The 17,733-nt window shown below is 50.4% G+C and carries 10 protein-coding genes; all 10 read left to right on the top strand.

Translation table 11 applies throughout. The features are described from left to right. The 10 genes from F4V51_RS01105 (at window position 1) to F4V51_RS01150 (ending at window position 17,678) form a co-directional block, all read left to right on the top strand. Window positions 1–1,758, top strand: coding sequence for a glycoside hydrolase family 35 protein (locus F4V51_RS01105; RefSeq protein WP_153976526.1), 1,758 nt, complete (start codon window positions 1–3; stop codon window positions 1,756–1,758). 106 nt (window positions 1,759–1,864) lie between these two features. Beyond that, entirely contained in the window at window positions 1,865–2,731 is an 867-nt protein-coding gene (locus tag F4V51_RS01110; protein WP_153976527.1) for a sugar phosphate isomerase/epimerase family protein, read from the top strand. A gap of 270 nt (window positions 2,732–3,001) precedes the next feature. Further along, window positions 3,002–4,060: a Gfo/Idh/MocA family protein gene (locus F4V51_RS01115; protein WP_110821807.1), complete on the top strand. Its 1,059-nt coding sequence runs from the start codon at window positions 3,002–3,004 to the stop codon at window positions 4,058–4,060. A gap of 376 nt (window positions 4,061–4,436) precedes the next feature. Further along, window positions 4,437–5,849: an alpha-L-fucosidase gene (locus tag F4V51_RS01120; protein WP_153976528.1), complete on the top strand. Its 1,413-nt coding sequence runs from the start codon at window positions 4,437–4,439 to the stop codon at window positions 5,847–5,849. A 313-nt stretch (window positions 5,850–6,162) separates the two neighbouring features. Continuing rightward, on the top strand, window positions 6,163–7,140 hold the full coding sequence (locus tag F4V51_RS01125; protein ID WP_153976529.1) for an ABC transporter permease: 978 nt from the start codon (window positions 6,163–6,165) through the stop codon (window positions 7,138–7,140). Window positions 7,141–7,155: 15 nt separating this feature from the next. Further along, the gene (locus tag F4V51_RS01130) at window positions 7,156–8,064 is read left to right on the top strand and encodes a carbohydrate ABC transporter permease (protein WP_153976530.1); all 909 of its coding nucleotides are present in this window, start codon (window positions 7,156–7,158) and stop codon (window positions 8,062–8,064) included. A 128-nt stretch (window positions 8,065–8,192) separates the two neighbouring features. Then, the gene (locus F4V51_RS01135) at window positions 8,193–9,830 is read left to right on the top strand and encodes a type 2 periplasmic-binding domain-containing protein (protein ID WP_153976531.1); all 1,638 of its coding nucleotides are present in this window, start codon (window positions 8,193–8,195) and stop codon (window positions 9,828–9,830) included. 171 nt (window positions 9,831–10,001) lie between these two features. After that, entirely contained in the window at window positions 10,002–12,215 is a 2,214-nt protein-coding gene (locus tag F4V51_RS01140) for a helix-turn-helix domain-containing protein (protein WP_153976532.1), read from the top strand. A gap of 55 nt (window positions 12,216–12,270) precedes the next feature. Further along, complete coding sequence (locus F4V51_RS01145; RefSeq protein ID WP_153976533.1) at window positions 12,271–14,583, top strand: glycoside hydrolase family 3 N-terminal domain-containing protein; 2,313 nt, start codon at window positions 12,271–12,273, stop codon at window positions 14,581–14,583. Further along, window positions 14,580–17,678, top strand: a complete 3,099-nt coding sequence (locus tag F4V51_RS01150; protein ID WP_153976534.1) for an alpha-mannosidase — start codon at window positions 14,580–14,582, stop codon at window positions 17,676–17,678. Before F4V51_RS01145 ends, F4V51_RS01150 begins: the two co-directional genes overlap by 4 nt. Window positions 17,679–17,733 lie beyond the last annotated feature (55 nt).

The following is a 17,733-nucleotide window of genomic DNA, read 5'->3' on the forward strand; positions in this document are numbered from 1 at the left end:
ATGGCGGTTCTGACCTATCAAGGTTCACAATTCATGTATGATAACAAGCCTGTTCAAATTTTGTCAGGAGCCATCCATTATTTCAGGGTAGTCCCTGAATATTGGGAAGATCGGCTATTGAAGCTGAAGGCTTGCGGATTTAATACCGTGGAGACATACGTGCCGTGGAATTTTCATGAACCACAGCCGGGACAGTATCGTTTTGAAGGCATGGCGGATCTGGAGCGTTTTATTCAGATTGCAGCAGATGTGGGTCTGTATGTGATTGTCCGTCCGAGTCCTTATATATGTGCCGAATGGGAATTCGGGGGATTGCCTTCCTGGCTGCTGGCTGATGATGCCATACGTCTTCGATGTAATGATGAGCAGTTTCTGGCGAATGTGGACCGTTATTATGATGTGCTTTTGCCCAAATTGCAACCGTTCCTCAGCACCCGAGGCGGACCAATCATCGCGATGCAGATCGAAAACGAATACGGCAGCTTCGGAAATGATGCGAGTTACCTGAAATATTTGCGCGACGGCATGGTGCGGCGTGGTATCGATGTACTGCTCTTTACCTCGGATGGTCCGACAGACCACATGCTGCAGGCTGGATCAGTGCCAGGGCACCTGGCTACGGTCAATTTTGGCTCAGGGACGCAAGGGGCTTTTGCCAAGCTGCGTACATATCAAGCCGAAGAACCATTGATGTGTATGGAGTACTGGAACGGTTGGTTTGATCACTGGGGAGAATCACATCACACTCGTGATGCGGAGGATGTAGCTAGTGTATTCGAAGAGATGCTGCAAGAAAGAGCTTCAGTTAACTTTTATATGTTCCATGGCGGAACAAACTTCGGATTCTACAACGGGGCAAACTGTCAGCAAAAGAATCAATACGAGCCAACCATTACAAGTTATGATTACGACTCTCTGCTTAGCGAATCAGGGGAGCCGACAGCAAAATTCCATGCAGTACGTGAGCTTATTGCCCGGTATAGCGGCCGCGATATGGGAGAGCTTGTGCTGCCTGAATCAAAGGGTACCTTTGCTTACGGGCGAGTGGAGTTGACGGAACAGGCCGAACTGTTGAGACAGGTGGACAATATCTCGGTCCCAGTTCAGCGAACCAATCCGGAACCGATGGAAAAGCTCGGTCAGGATTATGGATTTATTTTGTACCAAACCCGAATTTCCGGGCCAAGAGAGCGACAGGAGCTGGTGGTTCAAGAGGTGCATGACCGCGCGCTGGTGTTTGTGGATGGTCAATTCCAGGGCGTGCTGGAACGCGGCAATGATGCTTTGTCAGTATCCTTTGAAGTGCCTGCTGAAGGTGCGAACCTATCGATCCTTGTTGAAAACATGGGGCGAATCAACTATGGACCTTACCTGAGAGATCCGAAGGGCATTACAGAGGGAGTACGTCATGGCTTTCAATTTCTATTCGATTGGACCATTCATTGTCTGCCGCTGACAGAGCTATCCGGATTGCAATTCGGCGAACGATCTAAAGATATGGAGGGTCCGGCATTTTACCGGGGGAACTTTCAAGTCAACGAAGCGCAGGATACCTTTCTGCGTCTGGACCCTTGGACCAAGGGTGTCGTTTATGTAAACGGCTTCAATCTGGGGCGATATTGGGATAAAGGGCCGCAAAAAACCTTGTACGTTCCTGCGCCGCTGCTGCGACAAGGTGTAAATGAAATCATCGTGTTTGAGCTGCATAAGACGACCGATCAGGCAGTAACTTTTGTAAATAAGCCAGATTTGGGCTAGGAACAGGAAAAAAGCATAGCAAACGATTATTGGGAATTGTCGAGCCATCCGGAAAAAGGTATACGTTGGGTATGGTCATCGACTACAAGAGAGGATGAGGTGAAGTATGAAAGTTGGACTTAGTACCTACAGTCTGCAGCAGGCGCTTGATCGCAAGGAATTGACCGTGCCGGATGCTATCCGATTTATTGCCGAGCAGGGCGGCGAGCATGTGGAGATTGTACCGATGGGATTCAGTCTGATCGACAATCCAGAGTTGATTGATGAAATTAAACATACGGCAGAAGAAGTCGGAATCGACATTTCCAATTATGCGATTGGCGCAAACTTCGTTGTACAGGAGGACGCGGCTGCGCTGGAGCAAGAGATACAGAATGTGATGCGGCATGTGGATGTGGCGGCTGCGCTGGGTGTTAAGCTCATGCGTCATGATGTAGCTTTTCGTCCGGCGGAAGAAGGGACTGTAGCGCAGTTTGAAAGGGACCTGCCGGTACTGGTGCAGGCCTGTCAGAGAATTGCAGATTATGCGGCAGGCTTCGGAATTACAACGAGTGTGGAGAATCACGGGTACTATGTGCAATCCAGCGAGCGGATTCAGCGTTTGCTGCATGAAACGGCACGGGAAAATTTCAAAACCACGCTGGATGTCGGTAATTTTCTTTGTGTAGATGAAGATCCGGTGAGTGCTGTGAAAAATAACATTCCATACGCGTCGATTGTGCACGCCAAGGACTTCTACTGGAGATCTTCGTACCGCAATCCCGGTGAAGGCTGGTTCCAAACCTCGCACGGCAATTATCTGCGCGGTGCCATTGTAGGCCATGGTGATATCGACATGCCTGAGGTGTTCCGTGTACTGAAGCAATCAGGATATGACGGATATATTTCGGTTGAGTTTGAGGGTATGGAAAATTGCCAAACTGCCTCACGCATTGCGATGGATAACGTTCGCCGCCTATGGGAAGAGGCATAGGGCTGAGTACTTGTTTTAAATAAATTGATATTAAGCATGGCCTAATCGTTAAAATTTGCGGAAGTAGTGTAGGGGCGAATTCGATTCTGGAGAAGCGGAGCGTGCGCCTAAAAGCTTTCTGCAAGAAAGCTGCTTCGGAAGCATACGCTATCCCCGGATTTCCACCTTTATAGAGTCATTGAATAATCTGGGGATAACAGCGATCGGAAGGTGGTTCTGCCAGCGTAGTGTTAATGTGTGACTAATTTTATTTATGGAGGGATCAGCACAATGTCCAAATTGAAAGTCGCCGTCATCGGTGCCGGATCAATATCCGATTGCCACCTGCAAGCCTATGCCAGTAATCCAGACGTTGAAATATACGCCATATGCGACCTGAATGAAGCACGTGCCGCAGACATGGCAAAAAAATATGATGCAACTCATGTATTCACCGACTACAAGGAACTGCTGGCCTTGCCCGAGATTCATTCCGTCAGCATCTGTACATGGAACGATTCACACGCAGAGATCAGCATTGCCGCACTGGACGCGGGCAAAAACGTGCTGTGTGAGAAGCCGCTATGCCAAACCGTAGAAGATGCCCTCGAAGTAGAGAAAGCCGTTCATCGCAGCGGCAAGCTGCTGCAGGTCGGTTTTGTACGCCGCTATAGCGACAATGCGCAGATTCTGAAGAAGTTCATCGATGCGGGTGAGCTGGGCGAGATCTATTATGCCAAAGCATCCAGCCTGCGTCGCCTCGGTAACCCGGGCGGCTGGTTCTCGGATATTAATCGTTCCGGCGGCGGTCCGCTGATTGATATTGGTGTGCATGTCATCGATATTTGCTGGTACCTGATGGGCAGACCAAAGGTGAAATCCGTTTCTGCCAACGTGTCCAATCGACTCGGCAATCGTGCCCATATCAAGAACCTGTCCTTTTACAAAGCCGCAGACTATGACGCTGACCAGAACACGGTTGAGGACATGGCGAATGCCCTGATTCGTTTCGAAAATGGGGCAAGCCTGCTTGTGGATGTCAGCTTCACACTTCATGCGAAAGCGGATGAAACCTCAGTCAAACTGTACGGCGACAAGGGCGGTGCCGAATTGGAGCCGGAAATCTCGATCATTGGCGAGAAATTCAACACCATTTTGAATATGACCCCACAGGTCGATTTCAAATCCTTCGATTTTATGGGCTCGTTCCGCAATGAGATCAACCATTTTATCGACAGCACACAGGGCCGCAAGGAAACGCTTAGTCCGGTAGAGGACGGCGTTGAAGTGATGAAAATGCTCTGCGCCATCTACGAGTCTGCACGCGAGGGACGCGAAATTTCACTGTAACTGAAACGAGAAATCGAGAGGTCCTAGATAACGATGAGCCGAAGGTGGCAAATTGCTCGATCATGTTGGGGTTAAAAGCCACTTCTTTAAAATAACGTTTATGCAAATAGAGAGTGCAAAACCGATCTTAAGGAACAAAGTGACAGGGTTTATATGCCTTTCTCAGTTGAACTAAACCGTTACACGATAACGGAGAGGGCAGAACCAATCTGGAGAAGCGAAGCGCTCGCGTTTATTCCCGGATTTTCCCTGCAGGAAAAGGGAATCCAAAAAATCCGGGGATAACAGCGATCGGAGGATGGTTCTGAACGCGCAGTGGCCCAGTGTAAAGCTATTTATTCAGCTTATGACATCTAATCCAAAGGAGATGAACGGGATGAGCGAAACCAAAGACGTGGTGCTGGAACAGGAAGAACAGGTCGTTGAAGCCGGGGTGCACAATTTTAGCAAAGAGGAAGAATGGGTCAAACCGGAAGATCCGCTGCTCCTTGAGCGGCTGGAGTGGTTCAAGGACCAGAAGCTGGGGCTGATGATGCACTGGGGTCCCTATTCCCAGCTTGGACTCGTGGAGTCCTGGGCACTGAGCGATGAGGATGGCGATTGGTCGCGCGATGACATCGACTGGACGGACGACATGGAGCATTTCAAGCGGGAATATTTCGATCTGAACAAAACCTTTAACCCGATTCGTTTCCAACCCGAAGAGTGGGCACAGATGGCAGCAGACAATGGCTTCAAATACTTCCTGTTCACGACGAAGCACCACGACGGTTTCTGCATGTGGGACACCCATACGACCGATTATCGGATCACGGGCAAGGATACCCCGTTTCACACCCATAAATATGCGGACATCTGCAGAGTACTCTTTGACGCATTCCGGGCCAAGGGGCTGGGGATCTCGGCGTATTTCTCCAAAGCGGACTGGCATACCCCATATTATTGGGCACCTGGAATGGAGCGCGGAAGCCACATGTGGCGCGGACCATCGTACGATCCCCACAAGTATCCGTGGCTGTGGGAGAAATTCGTGGAGTTCACACATGAGCAGATCATGGAGCTGCTGACGAATTATGGCCGGATCGAATGTCTGTGGCTGGATGCCGGTTGGGTACGTGAGGGTCGCCACGGCCAGGATATCCGGCTGGGGGAAGTTGTGGAGCGGGCACGTCAGACAACGCAGCCATGGCTTCTATCAGCAGACCGCACGGTGGGTGGACCGTACGAGAATATTGTTACCCCTGAGCAGACCATCCCGGAACACCCGATGAATATCCCTTGGGAGAGCTGCATTACAGTAGGTAATTCCTTCGCCTTCGGATTTGATGACCAGTATAAATCGGGAAGACAGTTGGCGCACATTTTGCTGGAAGTGGTGTCCAAGGGCGGCAACCTGGCGCTGAATGTTGGACCGCAGCCGGATGGTCGTCTTCCCAAAGGGGCAGTGAGGGGCATCAAGGCACTTGGTGAATGGCTCAACACCTACGGTGAAGGGATCTATGGAACCCGGATCTGCGGACCTTATTTTACGAAGGATTGGGCCTTTACACAGAAGGAAGAGATCAACATCGTGTACGCCTTCCGTTTATACAGAAACGAGAATGAAGCAGTAGAAGCACAAGTCATCATCCCTTATTTGGAGAAAGTAGAGCGAGTCGAACTTATTGGTACCAATGACGTAATTTCGTATCAGCAGACTGAAAATGGACTTGTTGTTGATCTGCCACCATCGGCTATATCGGGGACAGCGCCGATCACGCATACGTTCAGATTGTTAACACGTGGGTAGATGGCATGTGAATTCCGGGGGAGCAATCAGGGCCTCCGGGATTTTTGTATTCAAGCATATGGAGGTGGAATTCCGCATAATAAAGGCGCAAAAATGCTTGTGCCACAAGGGTTTATGGAATATGGAGAGGTGGGAGAAAATTACGAATTGATCAAAAAACCAGGTTCCATGTACTATCGAATCAGGAAAGCGCTACCTGATACTATTACTAACACGGTTAGCGCCAAAATATCAATTTGATCGAAAAACAGGATGTTTAAGAGAAGTGAATGTAATGTATTATTACACTTGAGGTGTAGAAGGAGTGACGCAAATGAGTCGAGCTACGGAAAGCATACCCGCCAACCTGGAGCTCCAGCAAAGGAATCAGGTGGAGCCCAAAAGGCAGCATCCATTCATCAAAAGCCTCAAGAAGCATTGGGAGCTCTATCTGCTCGTTCTGCCTCCCGTGTTGTATCTGTTGATCTTCAAGTACATTCCCATGGTTGGGGTCCAGATCGCCTTTAAGGATTTTAGTGTAGTCAAAGGGATCTGGGGAAGTCCTTGGGTCGGATTCAAACACTTCGAAGCATTCTTCGAATCCCCCAACTTCTGGCTCCTGATCAAAAATACGATCGGCATCAGCTTCTACTCCCTGATCGCCGGGTTCCCCATTCCGATCCTGCTTGCGCTGGCGCTGAATGAGATCCGAACGGGTTACTTTAAAAAGACCGTCCAGATGGTCACTTACGCTCCGCATTTTATCTCCACGGTTGTGATGGTATCCATTATTATTCTGATGCTGTCCCCGCATGTGGGCGTGGTAGACAAGCTGTTCACCCTGCTCGGCTTCCCGATGACCAACTTCATGGGCATTCCGGAATACTTCAAATCGATCTATGTCTGGTCCGGTGTGTGGCAGGGCATGGGGTACTCATCCATCATATACATTGCCGCCCTTGCTGGTGTGGATCCATCACTATATGAGGCAGCGAAGATGGACGGGGCTTCAAGGCTTCGAAAAATATGGCATATTGACCTTCCAACGCTCGTTCCGGTCACCGTTATCATGCTGATTCTGAGTTTGGGCAGCATTATGGGTGTCGGCTTTGAAAAAATATATCTGATGCAGAATCCGCTCAACACAAGCGCATCGGAGGTCATCTCCACGTATGTGTACAAGGTTGGTCTGATCGGTGCCAATTTCAGCTTCTCCTCGGCAGTAGGGTTGTTCAACTCCATTATCAATCTCATCCTGCTGATCATCGTCAACGGCATTTCCCGCAAAGTATCCCAGAACAGCTTGTGGTAAAGGAGGAGCTCATCCATGTTCAACCTGTTTAATCGGAACCGGATCAAGGATCCGCTCGGTGACCGCATCTTCATGACATTCAACTATATCTTTCTGTTCGCCATACTGTTAACGGTATTTTACCCCCTCTTGTATATCATCAGTTCTTCATTCAGCTCTTCACGAGCCGTTACATCCGGTCAGGTGTGGCTGTTCCCGGTGGATTTTAACATCAAGGCGTACATCTCCATTTTCAAAAGCCAGCAGCTCATGCTCGGTTTCTACAACACAATCATCTATACCGTGGTCGGCACCTTCATTAATGTGGCCCTGACCGTCATGCTGGCTTATCCCTTGTCACGCAAGTCGTTCTATGGACGAGGAGCCATTATCATTTTCATGATGATTACGATGTTCTTCGATGGCGGTTTGATTCCAACCTACCTCCTGATGAAGGACCTGCACCTGCTCGATACACGCTGGGCGATGTGGCTGCCAGGGGCGCTCGCGGTGTTTCAGGTCATCGTCGCGAGAACCTTCTTCCAGTCTTCCATCCCGGAAGAGCTCGGAGAGGCGGCGGAAATGGACGGCTGCCGGGATATCCGGTATTTGATCAGTGTTGTTCTTCCGTTGTCGAAGCCCATCCTGGCTGTCATGACACTTATGTATGCCGTAGGTCACTGGAATGCGTATTTTGACGCTCTGATCTATCTGCGTTCCGAAAAGCTGTTCCCGCTGCAATATGTGCTGCGCAATCTGCTCATCCTGAATGCGGCTGATCCGGCGATGCTCGCCAATACCAGTCAGCAGATGCGAGATCAGGGCTTCGAGCAGGTATTGAAATATGCACTTATCGTTGTCGCAAGTATTCCAATTTTGATCATGTATCCGTTTGTACAGAAGCATTTTGTCAAAGGGGTCATGGTGGGTTCCCTCAAGGGATAATTCACAGCAATGATGCCCGGCTGGCCTCTTGAAAGGAGGTGGAGGGAACACGCCGGCTTCCGGGATCGGTTTTATACGAGTGCAGTAAACGAGTTGTATGCCGTTTTGAACAAAAAGGAGGAGTCAGATTGAGAAAATCTTGGATTTCGATGTTGTTTCTGGTCTTTGCTTCAATGGCTTTGTTGTCCGCATGCGGTTCATCCGAAGAATCGGGTGCAGCTAGCGACGGTAGCGGCGAGAGCGGTGGCCCTGTAACGATGACTTTCTTTGCCCCGCAAGGCAAAGCGTCCATGGAAGAGAATGAGTTCACCCAATTTATCGAAGACAAGTTCGACGTAACCCTGAAATGGGATCTGGCCCCGACAGACGCATTGCAGGACCGCAGACAATTGCTGCTCGCCAGTGGTGATTATCCCGAAGTGTTCCTTCACGGCAAGTTCACCACCTCAGATCTTCAAAACTATGGAAAACAAGGCGTGTTCCTTCCGCTGCAGGATCTGATTAAGGAATATGGCCCGAATCTGACCAAGATCATGGAAGAGAAGCCATATTTCAAAGAAGCCATTACAGCTCCGGACGGCAACATCTATGCCCTGCCGATTTTCAACGAATGTTACCACTGTACGTACGCACAGAAATACTGGATCAATACGGAATGGCTCGATAATCTGGGCCTGAAAATGCCAACAACGACGGATGAACTGTACACGGTGCTGAAGGCATTCAAGGAGCAGGATCCCAACGGTAACGGCAAGGCTGATGAGATTCCACTCACTGGCGCACCGAACAAGTATGTATGGAATGGCAACATTGATGCCTACCTGATGAACAGCTTTATTTACAACGATAACGACAAATACCTGATTGTGAACGATGGCAAGGTTGATTTTGCAGCAAACAAGGATGAGTGGAAAAAAGGGCTGGAGTACATGCACAAGCTGTATGCGGAAGGCCTGATCGACCCGGCTTCCTTCACGCAAAACGATCAGGCAATCGGACAGCTGGGGAATAAGGAAGGCGACGAAGTGGTCGGCTCCATTACAACAGCACTGGTCAGCTATCTTGTGAACACCTATGACAAAGATATTACACGTCACCAGCATTGGGAGATCGTTCCTCCATTGAAAGGACCCGATGGCGTACAGACAACAGGTGCTACACAGAGCGTAGGCGAGTTTGAGTTTGCCATCACGAACAAAGCGACAGAAGCACAACAAATTGCGGCGATCAAAATTGTGGATTACATGTTCAGTGAAGAAGGTGCCCTGTACGCGGAGTATGGCCCGACCGAAGGCAAGGGATGGAAGAAGGCTGATGCCGATGAGAAAAACATCAATGGTGAGCCTGCCAAGTACAGCTACTACAACCTGCCTGAACGTGACCCGAACGTTGTGGTTAACGAAAGCTGGTCGCAGATCGGAGCACATGACTTGTCCAATACGTTCCGTAACCTGTTTGCCGAAGGTCAAAATCCATTAGAGGCAGAAGGCTACGGTACAAGGCTGGCTCAAGCGACCAATGTGTATGAACCTTATGCACCAAAAGAAGTATATCCTGCAAATGTATTTATTCGTCCGGAGGATACCGAATCGGCAGCACAACTTACCACGGCCATCAAGGATTATGTGCAGACCAATATGGCACAGTTCATTATCGGCAGCAAAAGTATCGATAAGGAATGGGATTCATATGTCAAAGGCTTCGATGGACTGGGACTCAGCAATTACCTTGAGATCTACCAGCGTGCAATTGAGAAGGATCAATAATAGTTGAGGAATTCAAGATTGAGACTGTCCCGAAGTCACTTGTGACCGGGACAGTTTTATCCTTTGACAACCCCACTTCCTCCGATATAATACGGATTATTTATAGGTAGTTAGCGACCAGAGCGAGTGGTTGTCGTCACATGTATAAACAGTGGTGGGGGGACCTTGGGGATGAACAACAATTGGTTTAGACGTTTGCTGCTTTCGTATCTGCCTGTGTTCTTTATTGTGACTACGATTCTATTTATTATCTTTTTCCAGATTTTCAATGAACAGAACCGCAAGGAAGCGCTCAAGGCCAATGAATTTCTGGCTTCACAAGTGACGCAGTATTTGGATAATTCCCTGCGCTCGATCGATTTCAAGGTGCTGCGCGAGATTTTGACCAATCCGAATCTGAAAAATTATTACGCGATAACCGGAAATGATGATGTCTATGCCGGCATTCAGGCAGTTCAGGTTATCGACGAATTGAAAATAGAATATCCGCTGATCGACTCCATTTATATGGTGCGGTACAGGGATGACAAGGTATTCAGCAATGGCAAGCCCGTGCCCATTGGGGAATTCCCAGATGCAGCATTTATAGAAGACAGCCGGGCGGCAGAAACGCAGAAATGGGTCGGCGGAAGAACCTTCAGGGCCTTTCCCACAGAGGAAGGGAAACAAGTCATTACACTGATCCGCGGCGTTGGCAATGGGAGTGGCCTAATTGTAGTGAATGTCGATCTGCAGACGCTGCAGAAGTCCATTATGCAGATGTACGATCCGGAGTTCACCTTCGTCAATATCTACAATCGGTCGGGCGGCAATCTGTGGGACAGCAGTGTGACAGAAGAGCACGAGGCCAAAGCCTCTTCCGGCGAAGTCTTCTCCGAGTTTACTTCAAGCTACAGCGGTTGGAAGGTACAAACAGGGCTGAACAACGGCAAAGTTGTCAAATTTGCTCTGAAATTCTACAATATCTGGTTTGTGTTTGCCTTGGCTGTTGTCCTGATTGGTGTGGTGTGGGTGATCTATGTAACTCGCAGGAATTACAAGCCGATTCAGCAGATCGTTACGTTAATTGAGACGGTTGCTTCACAGAAACAGCCAGGCATCGGCCATTCCAAGGAGAACGAATTCCGATTTATCCAAGCCACGCTGGAACAAATGATTGACCAGACGAAGCAGTATCAGGAGGAGTACGAAGAGAATCTGATTTTGAAGAAAAAATACTTCTTTCAGGAACTGCTGGAGGGAACGAGGGAATTTACTGCCGATGAACTCTCGGCCGAGATGAACAGGTTCAGTCTGCCGCAATTGGACGACAGATGGACCGTAATGGTCGTTGAGATCGACCGCTATTCCCGCTTCATTGAAGAATATCATGTGCAGGACCAGTCCCTTCTGAAATTTGTATTGTCCAGCATTCTGCAGGAGAGCGCTCGCAAGGAAGATACGGAAGTATGGGCGGAGTGGATCTCGGATCATCGCCTGTATGCCATCTTATGGTTGCCGGACAATCCGCAGCCGGAAGAGAGTGAACGCAGACTGTTGGAGGGCTATCTGGATCAGGTCGAGCAGTATCTGAACTTCACGGTAACCATTGGAATTGGGCGGGTGGCTGTTGATCTGCGTGGTCTCAGAGCATCCTTCAAGGAAGCGGTCCATGCGCTCGATTACAAAGCGGTGCTGGGTGTGAACCGGATTATTCCGTACGGTGATGTACCGGGCTCAACCAATGATGTGTATGAGTTCTTGAAGACCATATCGCTGTTGGTGCAGGCCATGCGGCTGTCTGATGACGATTGGGGTAAGCATTTTGACAAACTGTTTGAGCAGATTCATGCCTCGATGCTATCCCGTCAGGAAATCATGAACACGATCCAGCTGCTGTTCCAGCATGTAAACCGGGAATTCGCAGAGCTGCCTCGTGAGTACCACGAGCTGTGGGCGGAGGTCATGGGTCATCTGCTTCGGAATGTGGAGGATTGGGAAACGGCCGAAGATCTGCAGGAATTGTGTAAGGATGGGTTCCAGACACTTGCCGGACAGATGCAGGCGCTCCGTTGTTCCAAGAAACACCGGACGCATATTCTGGAGATTCGCAAGTATATCGAAGAGAACTATAACAATCCGGATCTGTCTTTGAATTATTTGAGTGACCTGTTCGATATTAATCCGAAATATTTAAGCAAGCTTTTCAAGGATGAGATTGGTGAGAAATTTGTGGATTTGCTGATCAGTCAGCGGATTGAGAAGGCCAAACAGTTAATGCAGGAGACGGATAAGGCCATTCAGGAGATCAGTGAGGAAGTCGGATACACGAATTACAACTCCTTCAACCGGGCCTTCAAAAATGTGGTAGGAGTCGCACCGAGCGATTACCGAAAGGCCATTTGATCTCAAGTGGAACACAAGCAGCAAGCCAAGCCAAATGCATAAGGAGAATGTGCACATGGATTATAGAGATGCTTCGTTACCGATCCCCGAGCGGGTACAGAATTTGCTTGAACAGATGACTACGGAAGAGAAAATTGGGCAGCTAATCCAGCCGATGGGCTGGAAGACATACCGGAAAGAGTCGGATGGCACCGTACAAGTGACGGAGGAATTCAAAGAAAATATTGCGCAAGGTGGTGTTGGTTCTCTATACGGCTTGCTTCGTGCCGACCCGTGGACCGAGGTAACACTGGAGACCGGGTTGACCCCGGGCCAGGGAGCGGCTGCCACCAATGAAATTCAGCGCTATGCGATTGAAAACTCGCGTCTGGGCATTCCCATTTTGTTCGGGGAGGAATGCTCGCATGGCCATATGGCGATCGGGGCAACGGTATTTCCGGTGCCGCTGACCGTAGGAAGCACGTGGAACACGGAATTGTATCGCAAGATGTGTGAGGCCATTGCAGTCGAGACTCGCAGCCAGGGCGGAGCGGCAACCTATTCGCCTGTGCTGGATGTGGTGCGGGACCCAAGATGGGGACGAACCGAGGAGTGTTTTGCCGAAGACCCGTATCTGATTGGTGAGTTGGCTGTGGAAGCGATCAGGGGATTACAGGGGGAACGTCTCGATTCGGACCGGACCATTATGGCAACGCTGAAGCATTTTGCGGGCTATGGAAGCTCGGAAGGAGGGCGTAATGCCGCTCCTGTGCATATGGGTCAGCGCGAGCTGCACGAGGTAGACCTGCTGCCTTTCAAAAAGGCGGTAGAGGCCGGCGCATGCTCTGTGATGACTGCGTACAACGAGATTGATGGTGTACCGTGCACTTCCAGCACGTATCTGTTGAATGATCTCCTGCGCGAGCAGTGGGGCTTTGAGGGGTTTGTCATCACCGACTTTGGTGCCATTCAGATGCTGGTTAGCGGACACAACACAGCCGAGAACGGGGAGCAGGCTGTAGCTCAGTCCCTTCAAGCGGGTGTGGACATGGAGATGTCCGGATTCATGTATCGTAAACATCTGGCGAAGGCACTCGAGCAGGGATTGATTCGTCATCAGGATCTCGATACAGCGGTATGGCGGATTCTGGAGATAAAGTTTAGATTGGGGCTGTTCGAGCAGCCTTATGTCGACCCAGACTTTGCGGAGCGAGTGATCGGTTGCGAAGAGCATGTGGAGCTGGCAAGGAAGGCAGCCCAGGAAGGGATTGTTTTGCTCAAAAATGAGGAGAATCTCCTTCCGCTCAGCAAGACGAATCCGAAGATCGCGGTACTGGGTCCGAACGCCAATCATACGTATAACCAGCTGGGAGACTACACCTCACCACAACCAAGTGGACAGATCGTTACGGTGCTGGAAGGCATTCGCCGCAAGGTTGGTGCTCAGGCAGATCAAATCCTGTATGCGCCCGGCTGCCGGATCAAAGGTGATTCCAAAGAGGGCTTTGCGCAAGCGCTCGCTTGTGCTGAACAGGCCGACGTCATTGTGATGGTTATGGGTGGATCAAGCGCTCGCGACTTCGGGGAAGGCACAATTGATCTGCGAACGGGTGCATCGGTTGTAACGGATAATCCATGGAATGATATGGAATGTGGTGAAGGTATCGACCGTTCATCGCTGAATCTGATGGGTGTGCAGCTGGAGTTGATGCAGGAGGTATATAAGCTGGGCAAACCCGTGGTTGTCGTATATATAAACGGGCGACCTATTGCAGAGCCGTGGATCGACGAGCATGTGCATGCCATTTTGGAGGCTTGGTACCCGGGACAGGAGGGCGGTAATGCGGTGGCAGACATTCTGTTTGGAGATGTGAATCCGTCGGGGCGTCTGACGATCTCCATTCCAAAACATGTCGGACAGCTCCCCGTCGTTTATAATGCCAGACGTACGCGGGGGAAGAGATATTTGGAGATGGATCTGGAGCCGCAATATCCGTTTGGCTTCGGACTCAGCTATACCGAATTCGAGTATGACCATGTGAGAGTTGTGCCTGAAATGATCGAACCGAATGGTGAGGCTGAGGTTCAGGTGGAGGTCACGAATACGGGTAAGGTAGCCGGAGCTGAGGTTGTGCAATTCTATATAACGGACGAAGCTGCTTCCGTCACTCGGCCGGAAATGTCACTTAAGGGTTTTCGCAAGATCTATCTGGAGCCCGGACAGACCCAAACGGTTACTTTTACCGTGAATGCAGAGCACCTGGAGCTCATGGACTCCCGCTATCAGTGGGTGGTTGAGCCGGGCAAGTTCCGTCTGATGGTTGGCAGCAGCTCTAAGAAGTGGAAGGCATGCGATTTACAAGTGCAAAGTGAGGTGGGACCGGTATGATTCGGATAAGCCGATTTATAGAGGATATGTCTCAGCAGCAATGGTTAGCGAAGGTGGAGCTGCCCGAATGGCAGATGCAGAAGGCCAGATATATACGGCCTGGGGAATACCGGATGGAGCAGGAAGAGGCCTCCGTCCAATCTGTAAATCCCCTTCATAGTACACATGGAACGACATATTTTATGAGCAAGCTCATTGAAATCCCTGGCGATTGGGAGGATCATGCCATTGCTTTGACTTTTGAAGCGGGTGGTGAAGGGTTGCTGAAGGTGAACGGCAAGCCGTATCACGGACTGGATCGCAATCATTGGCTGGTCCCGCTTCCCCGAAGCCGGGTTGGCGAATCACCCCTGCTGGAGATTGAGCTGTATGATCCTATTCCGGAGCCGCATGATCCACTGAATCGCCAGGCGGTCATACAGCCGCCGATTCGGGGAATACGTTCAGCCCTCGTACATATCAATCGTCCGCTGCAAAGCCTCATGTATAGCGTAACGGTGCTTACAGAATCGCTAAAGGCGCTGCCTGAAAAAGATCTGAAGCGTATCCGGCTGGTTCGGGCCATTCACCAAGTCATGGATGAGATGTACAACGAGCCGAAGCGTTGGGAAGAGCCAGCGTGGGTGCAGGGCTTCGAACAATCACTTGCACAGTCCGTACAGGAGCAGGACCCGGAAGAAGAACGGGATGGATTCATGCATCTAGTGGGACAGTCACATATTGATATCGCCTGGCTCTGGCCAGTTCGGGAAACCGTGCGCAAGTCCAGCCGTACCTTCTCCACGATGTGTACCCTAATGGACGAACATCCGGGGTTCGTGTATTCACAGAGCCAGCCTCAGCTATACGCCTTCGTGAAGGAGCATTATCCAGATCTGTACGAACGGGTGAAGGCTCGCATTGCCGAGGGTCGATGGGAACTCGTCGGTGGCATGTGGGTAGAACCGGACTTGAATATCCCGAGCGGAGAGTCCCTGGTACGACAGATTCTGTACGGACAGAACTTCTACCAGGAGGAGTTTGGCAAGCGCTCCAGCATCGAATGGCTGCCGGACACTTTTGGCTACTGTGCGTCCCTGCCGCAAATACTTCAGCTTGCGAATGTTCCCTATTTTATGACCACCAAGCTCAACTGGAATGACACCAATGCGTTCCCTTACGACCTGTTCGACTGGGTAGGCATAGACGGTACCTCAGTGCTGGCGTATCTCAATCACGGGGTGAATGAGCATACGCGTCCCAAGGATGTGGATGAACACTGGCAATCCTATAAACAGAAGGATCTGCATCCGGAGCAGATGCTGCTCTATGGACATGGAGACGGTGGGGGCGGGGTTACACATGAGATGGTTGAGTTCGCGGAGCGCGCCCAGTTCATGGTCGGTCAGCCAATCAGCACATTCAGCACGGCTCAGGCCTTTTTTGAAGAGATTTCAGCCAGCAATCCAGCATTACCGAAATGGCATGGCGACCTGTATCTGGAACTGCATCGCGGAACATATACGACGCATGCGCGAAATAAACGCAGCAATCGCAAGGCTGAGGTGCTGTATCGGGATGCAGAAATCTGGGGGCAGTTTGCAGGGATTGAAGCAGAGCAGATCAAGAGCAACCTGGACGACGGATGGAAGCTGATGATGCTGAATCAGTTCCATGATATTATCCCTGGAACATCCATTCCGGAAGCTTACGTTACGTCTGCAGAAGAGTACACGAAGGTGTTTGAGCTGGGCACGTCAGCTCTGAACGATTCACTCGGCAGCCTTGCAGAGCGCATAGCAACGGATGGATGGGAAGGCATCCCGTATGTCATATTTAACAGTTTGGGCTGGGAGCGAGGAGAAGTGGTGACCCTTAGCGGGGGTACTGAACTCAGCGGCATGGCAGCGTTTGACCAGAACGGTAATCGGATGGATAGTGATCCGGTGGAAAAGGAAGACGTACGGACCCTGTCTGTCGTTATCCCATCCATCCCTGCGTTTGGTTATACGACGATATGGCTTCGCCCAGACAAGCATTCTGCTCCGGCTGCATGGATGGAGGACTCTTTCCCTTCCAGTTGGGAGACCCCATTTTATATGGTTGAATTCAACGAGATCGGCGAGATTACCAGATGGTACGACAAATCTGTGGGTCGGGAGTGGTTGAAGCCAGGCGACAAGGCTAATGAGCTGCAATTTTTCCACGACAAGCCAACCTACTGGGATGCATGGGACATTGATCCGAGGTTCGAATCTCAGCCTGCAGGCAAGGTTCAGCTAATCTCGAAGGAGATTGTACAGCGGGGCGCAGCCAAGGATGTACTGCGGTTTCGCTGGAAGCTGAACGAATCAGACATCAGCCAGGATATCGTATTTTATCGTCATCAGCGCCGTGTGGATTTCCAGACCAAGGTCAGCTGGAATGAGAGTCATAAGCTGCTCAAGGTAGCCTTCCCGGTGGATTTGGTGGCTGCGAAAGCAACGTATGAAATCCCGTTTGGTGCGCTGGAACGCCCCACACATAACAACACCAGCTGGGAACAGGCACAGTTTGAGGTCTGCGGGCATCGCTGGGCGGATATCTCTGAGGGCAATAGCGGAGTAAGTCTGCTGAATGACTGCAAATATGGATACGACATCAAGGATCGGACCATTCGCCTGTCTCTGCTGCGTGCTCCGAAGTGGCCGGATGAACATGCCGATCAGGGCGAACATGAATTTACGTATTCAGTATTGCCCCACCAGGGCGATTGGCGGGAAGCTGGAGTTGTACGTCAGGCGATGGAGCTGAATCATCCGGTTCAGGCCGTTGCTGCAGGCAGACATGCGGGCGTCCTACCTGCGGAGCACACCTGGATTGATTACCAGAGCAAGCATGTCATCCTGGATACGGTGAAGGCCTCGGAAGATGGTACGGGAACGATACTTCGTTTCTATGAATCGTCAGGGGGCCGGGAGACGGTAAAGGCCCAGTGGAAAGACCAGAATGTAGAGGCGTCAATTGTTAACCTGTTGGAGGATGAAATACATCCGCTTGCTTCTCAGAAAGGCGCATTCGAGCTAACATTTAGACCTTATGAGATCAAATCGGTGAAACTTAATCCTGTTGATTAAGGATTAGCCAGGCATTGCCTAGACAGGCTGCTTGGAACCTACACGGTAAATGACG

Source organism: Paenibacillus xylanilyticus, from assembly GCF_009664365.1.
In the GTDB taxonomy this organism is placed as follows: Bacteria; Bacillota; Bacilli; order Paenibacillales; family Paenibacillaceae; genus Paenibacillus; species Paenibacillus xylanilyticus_A.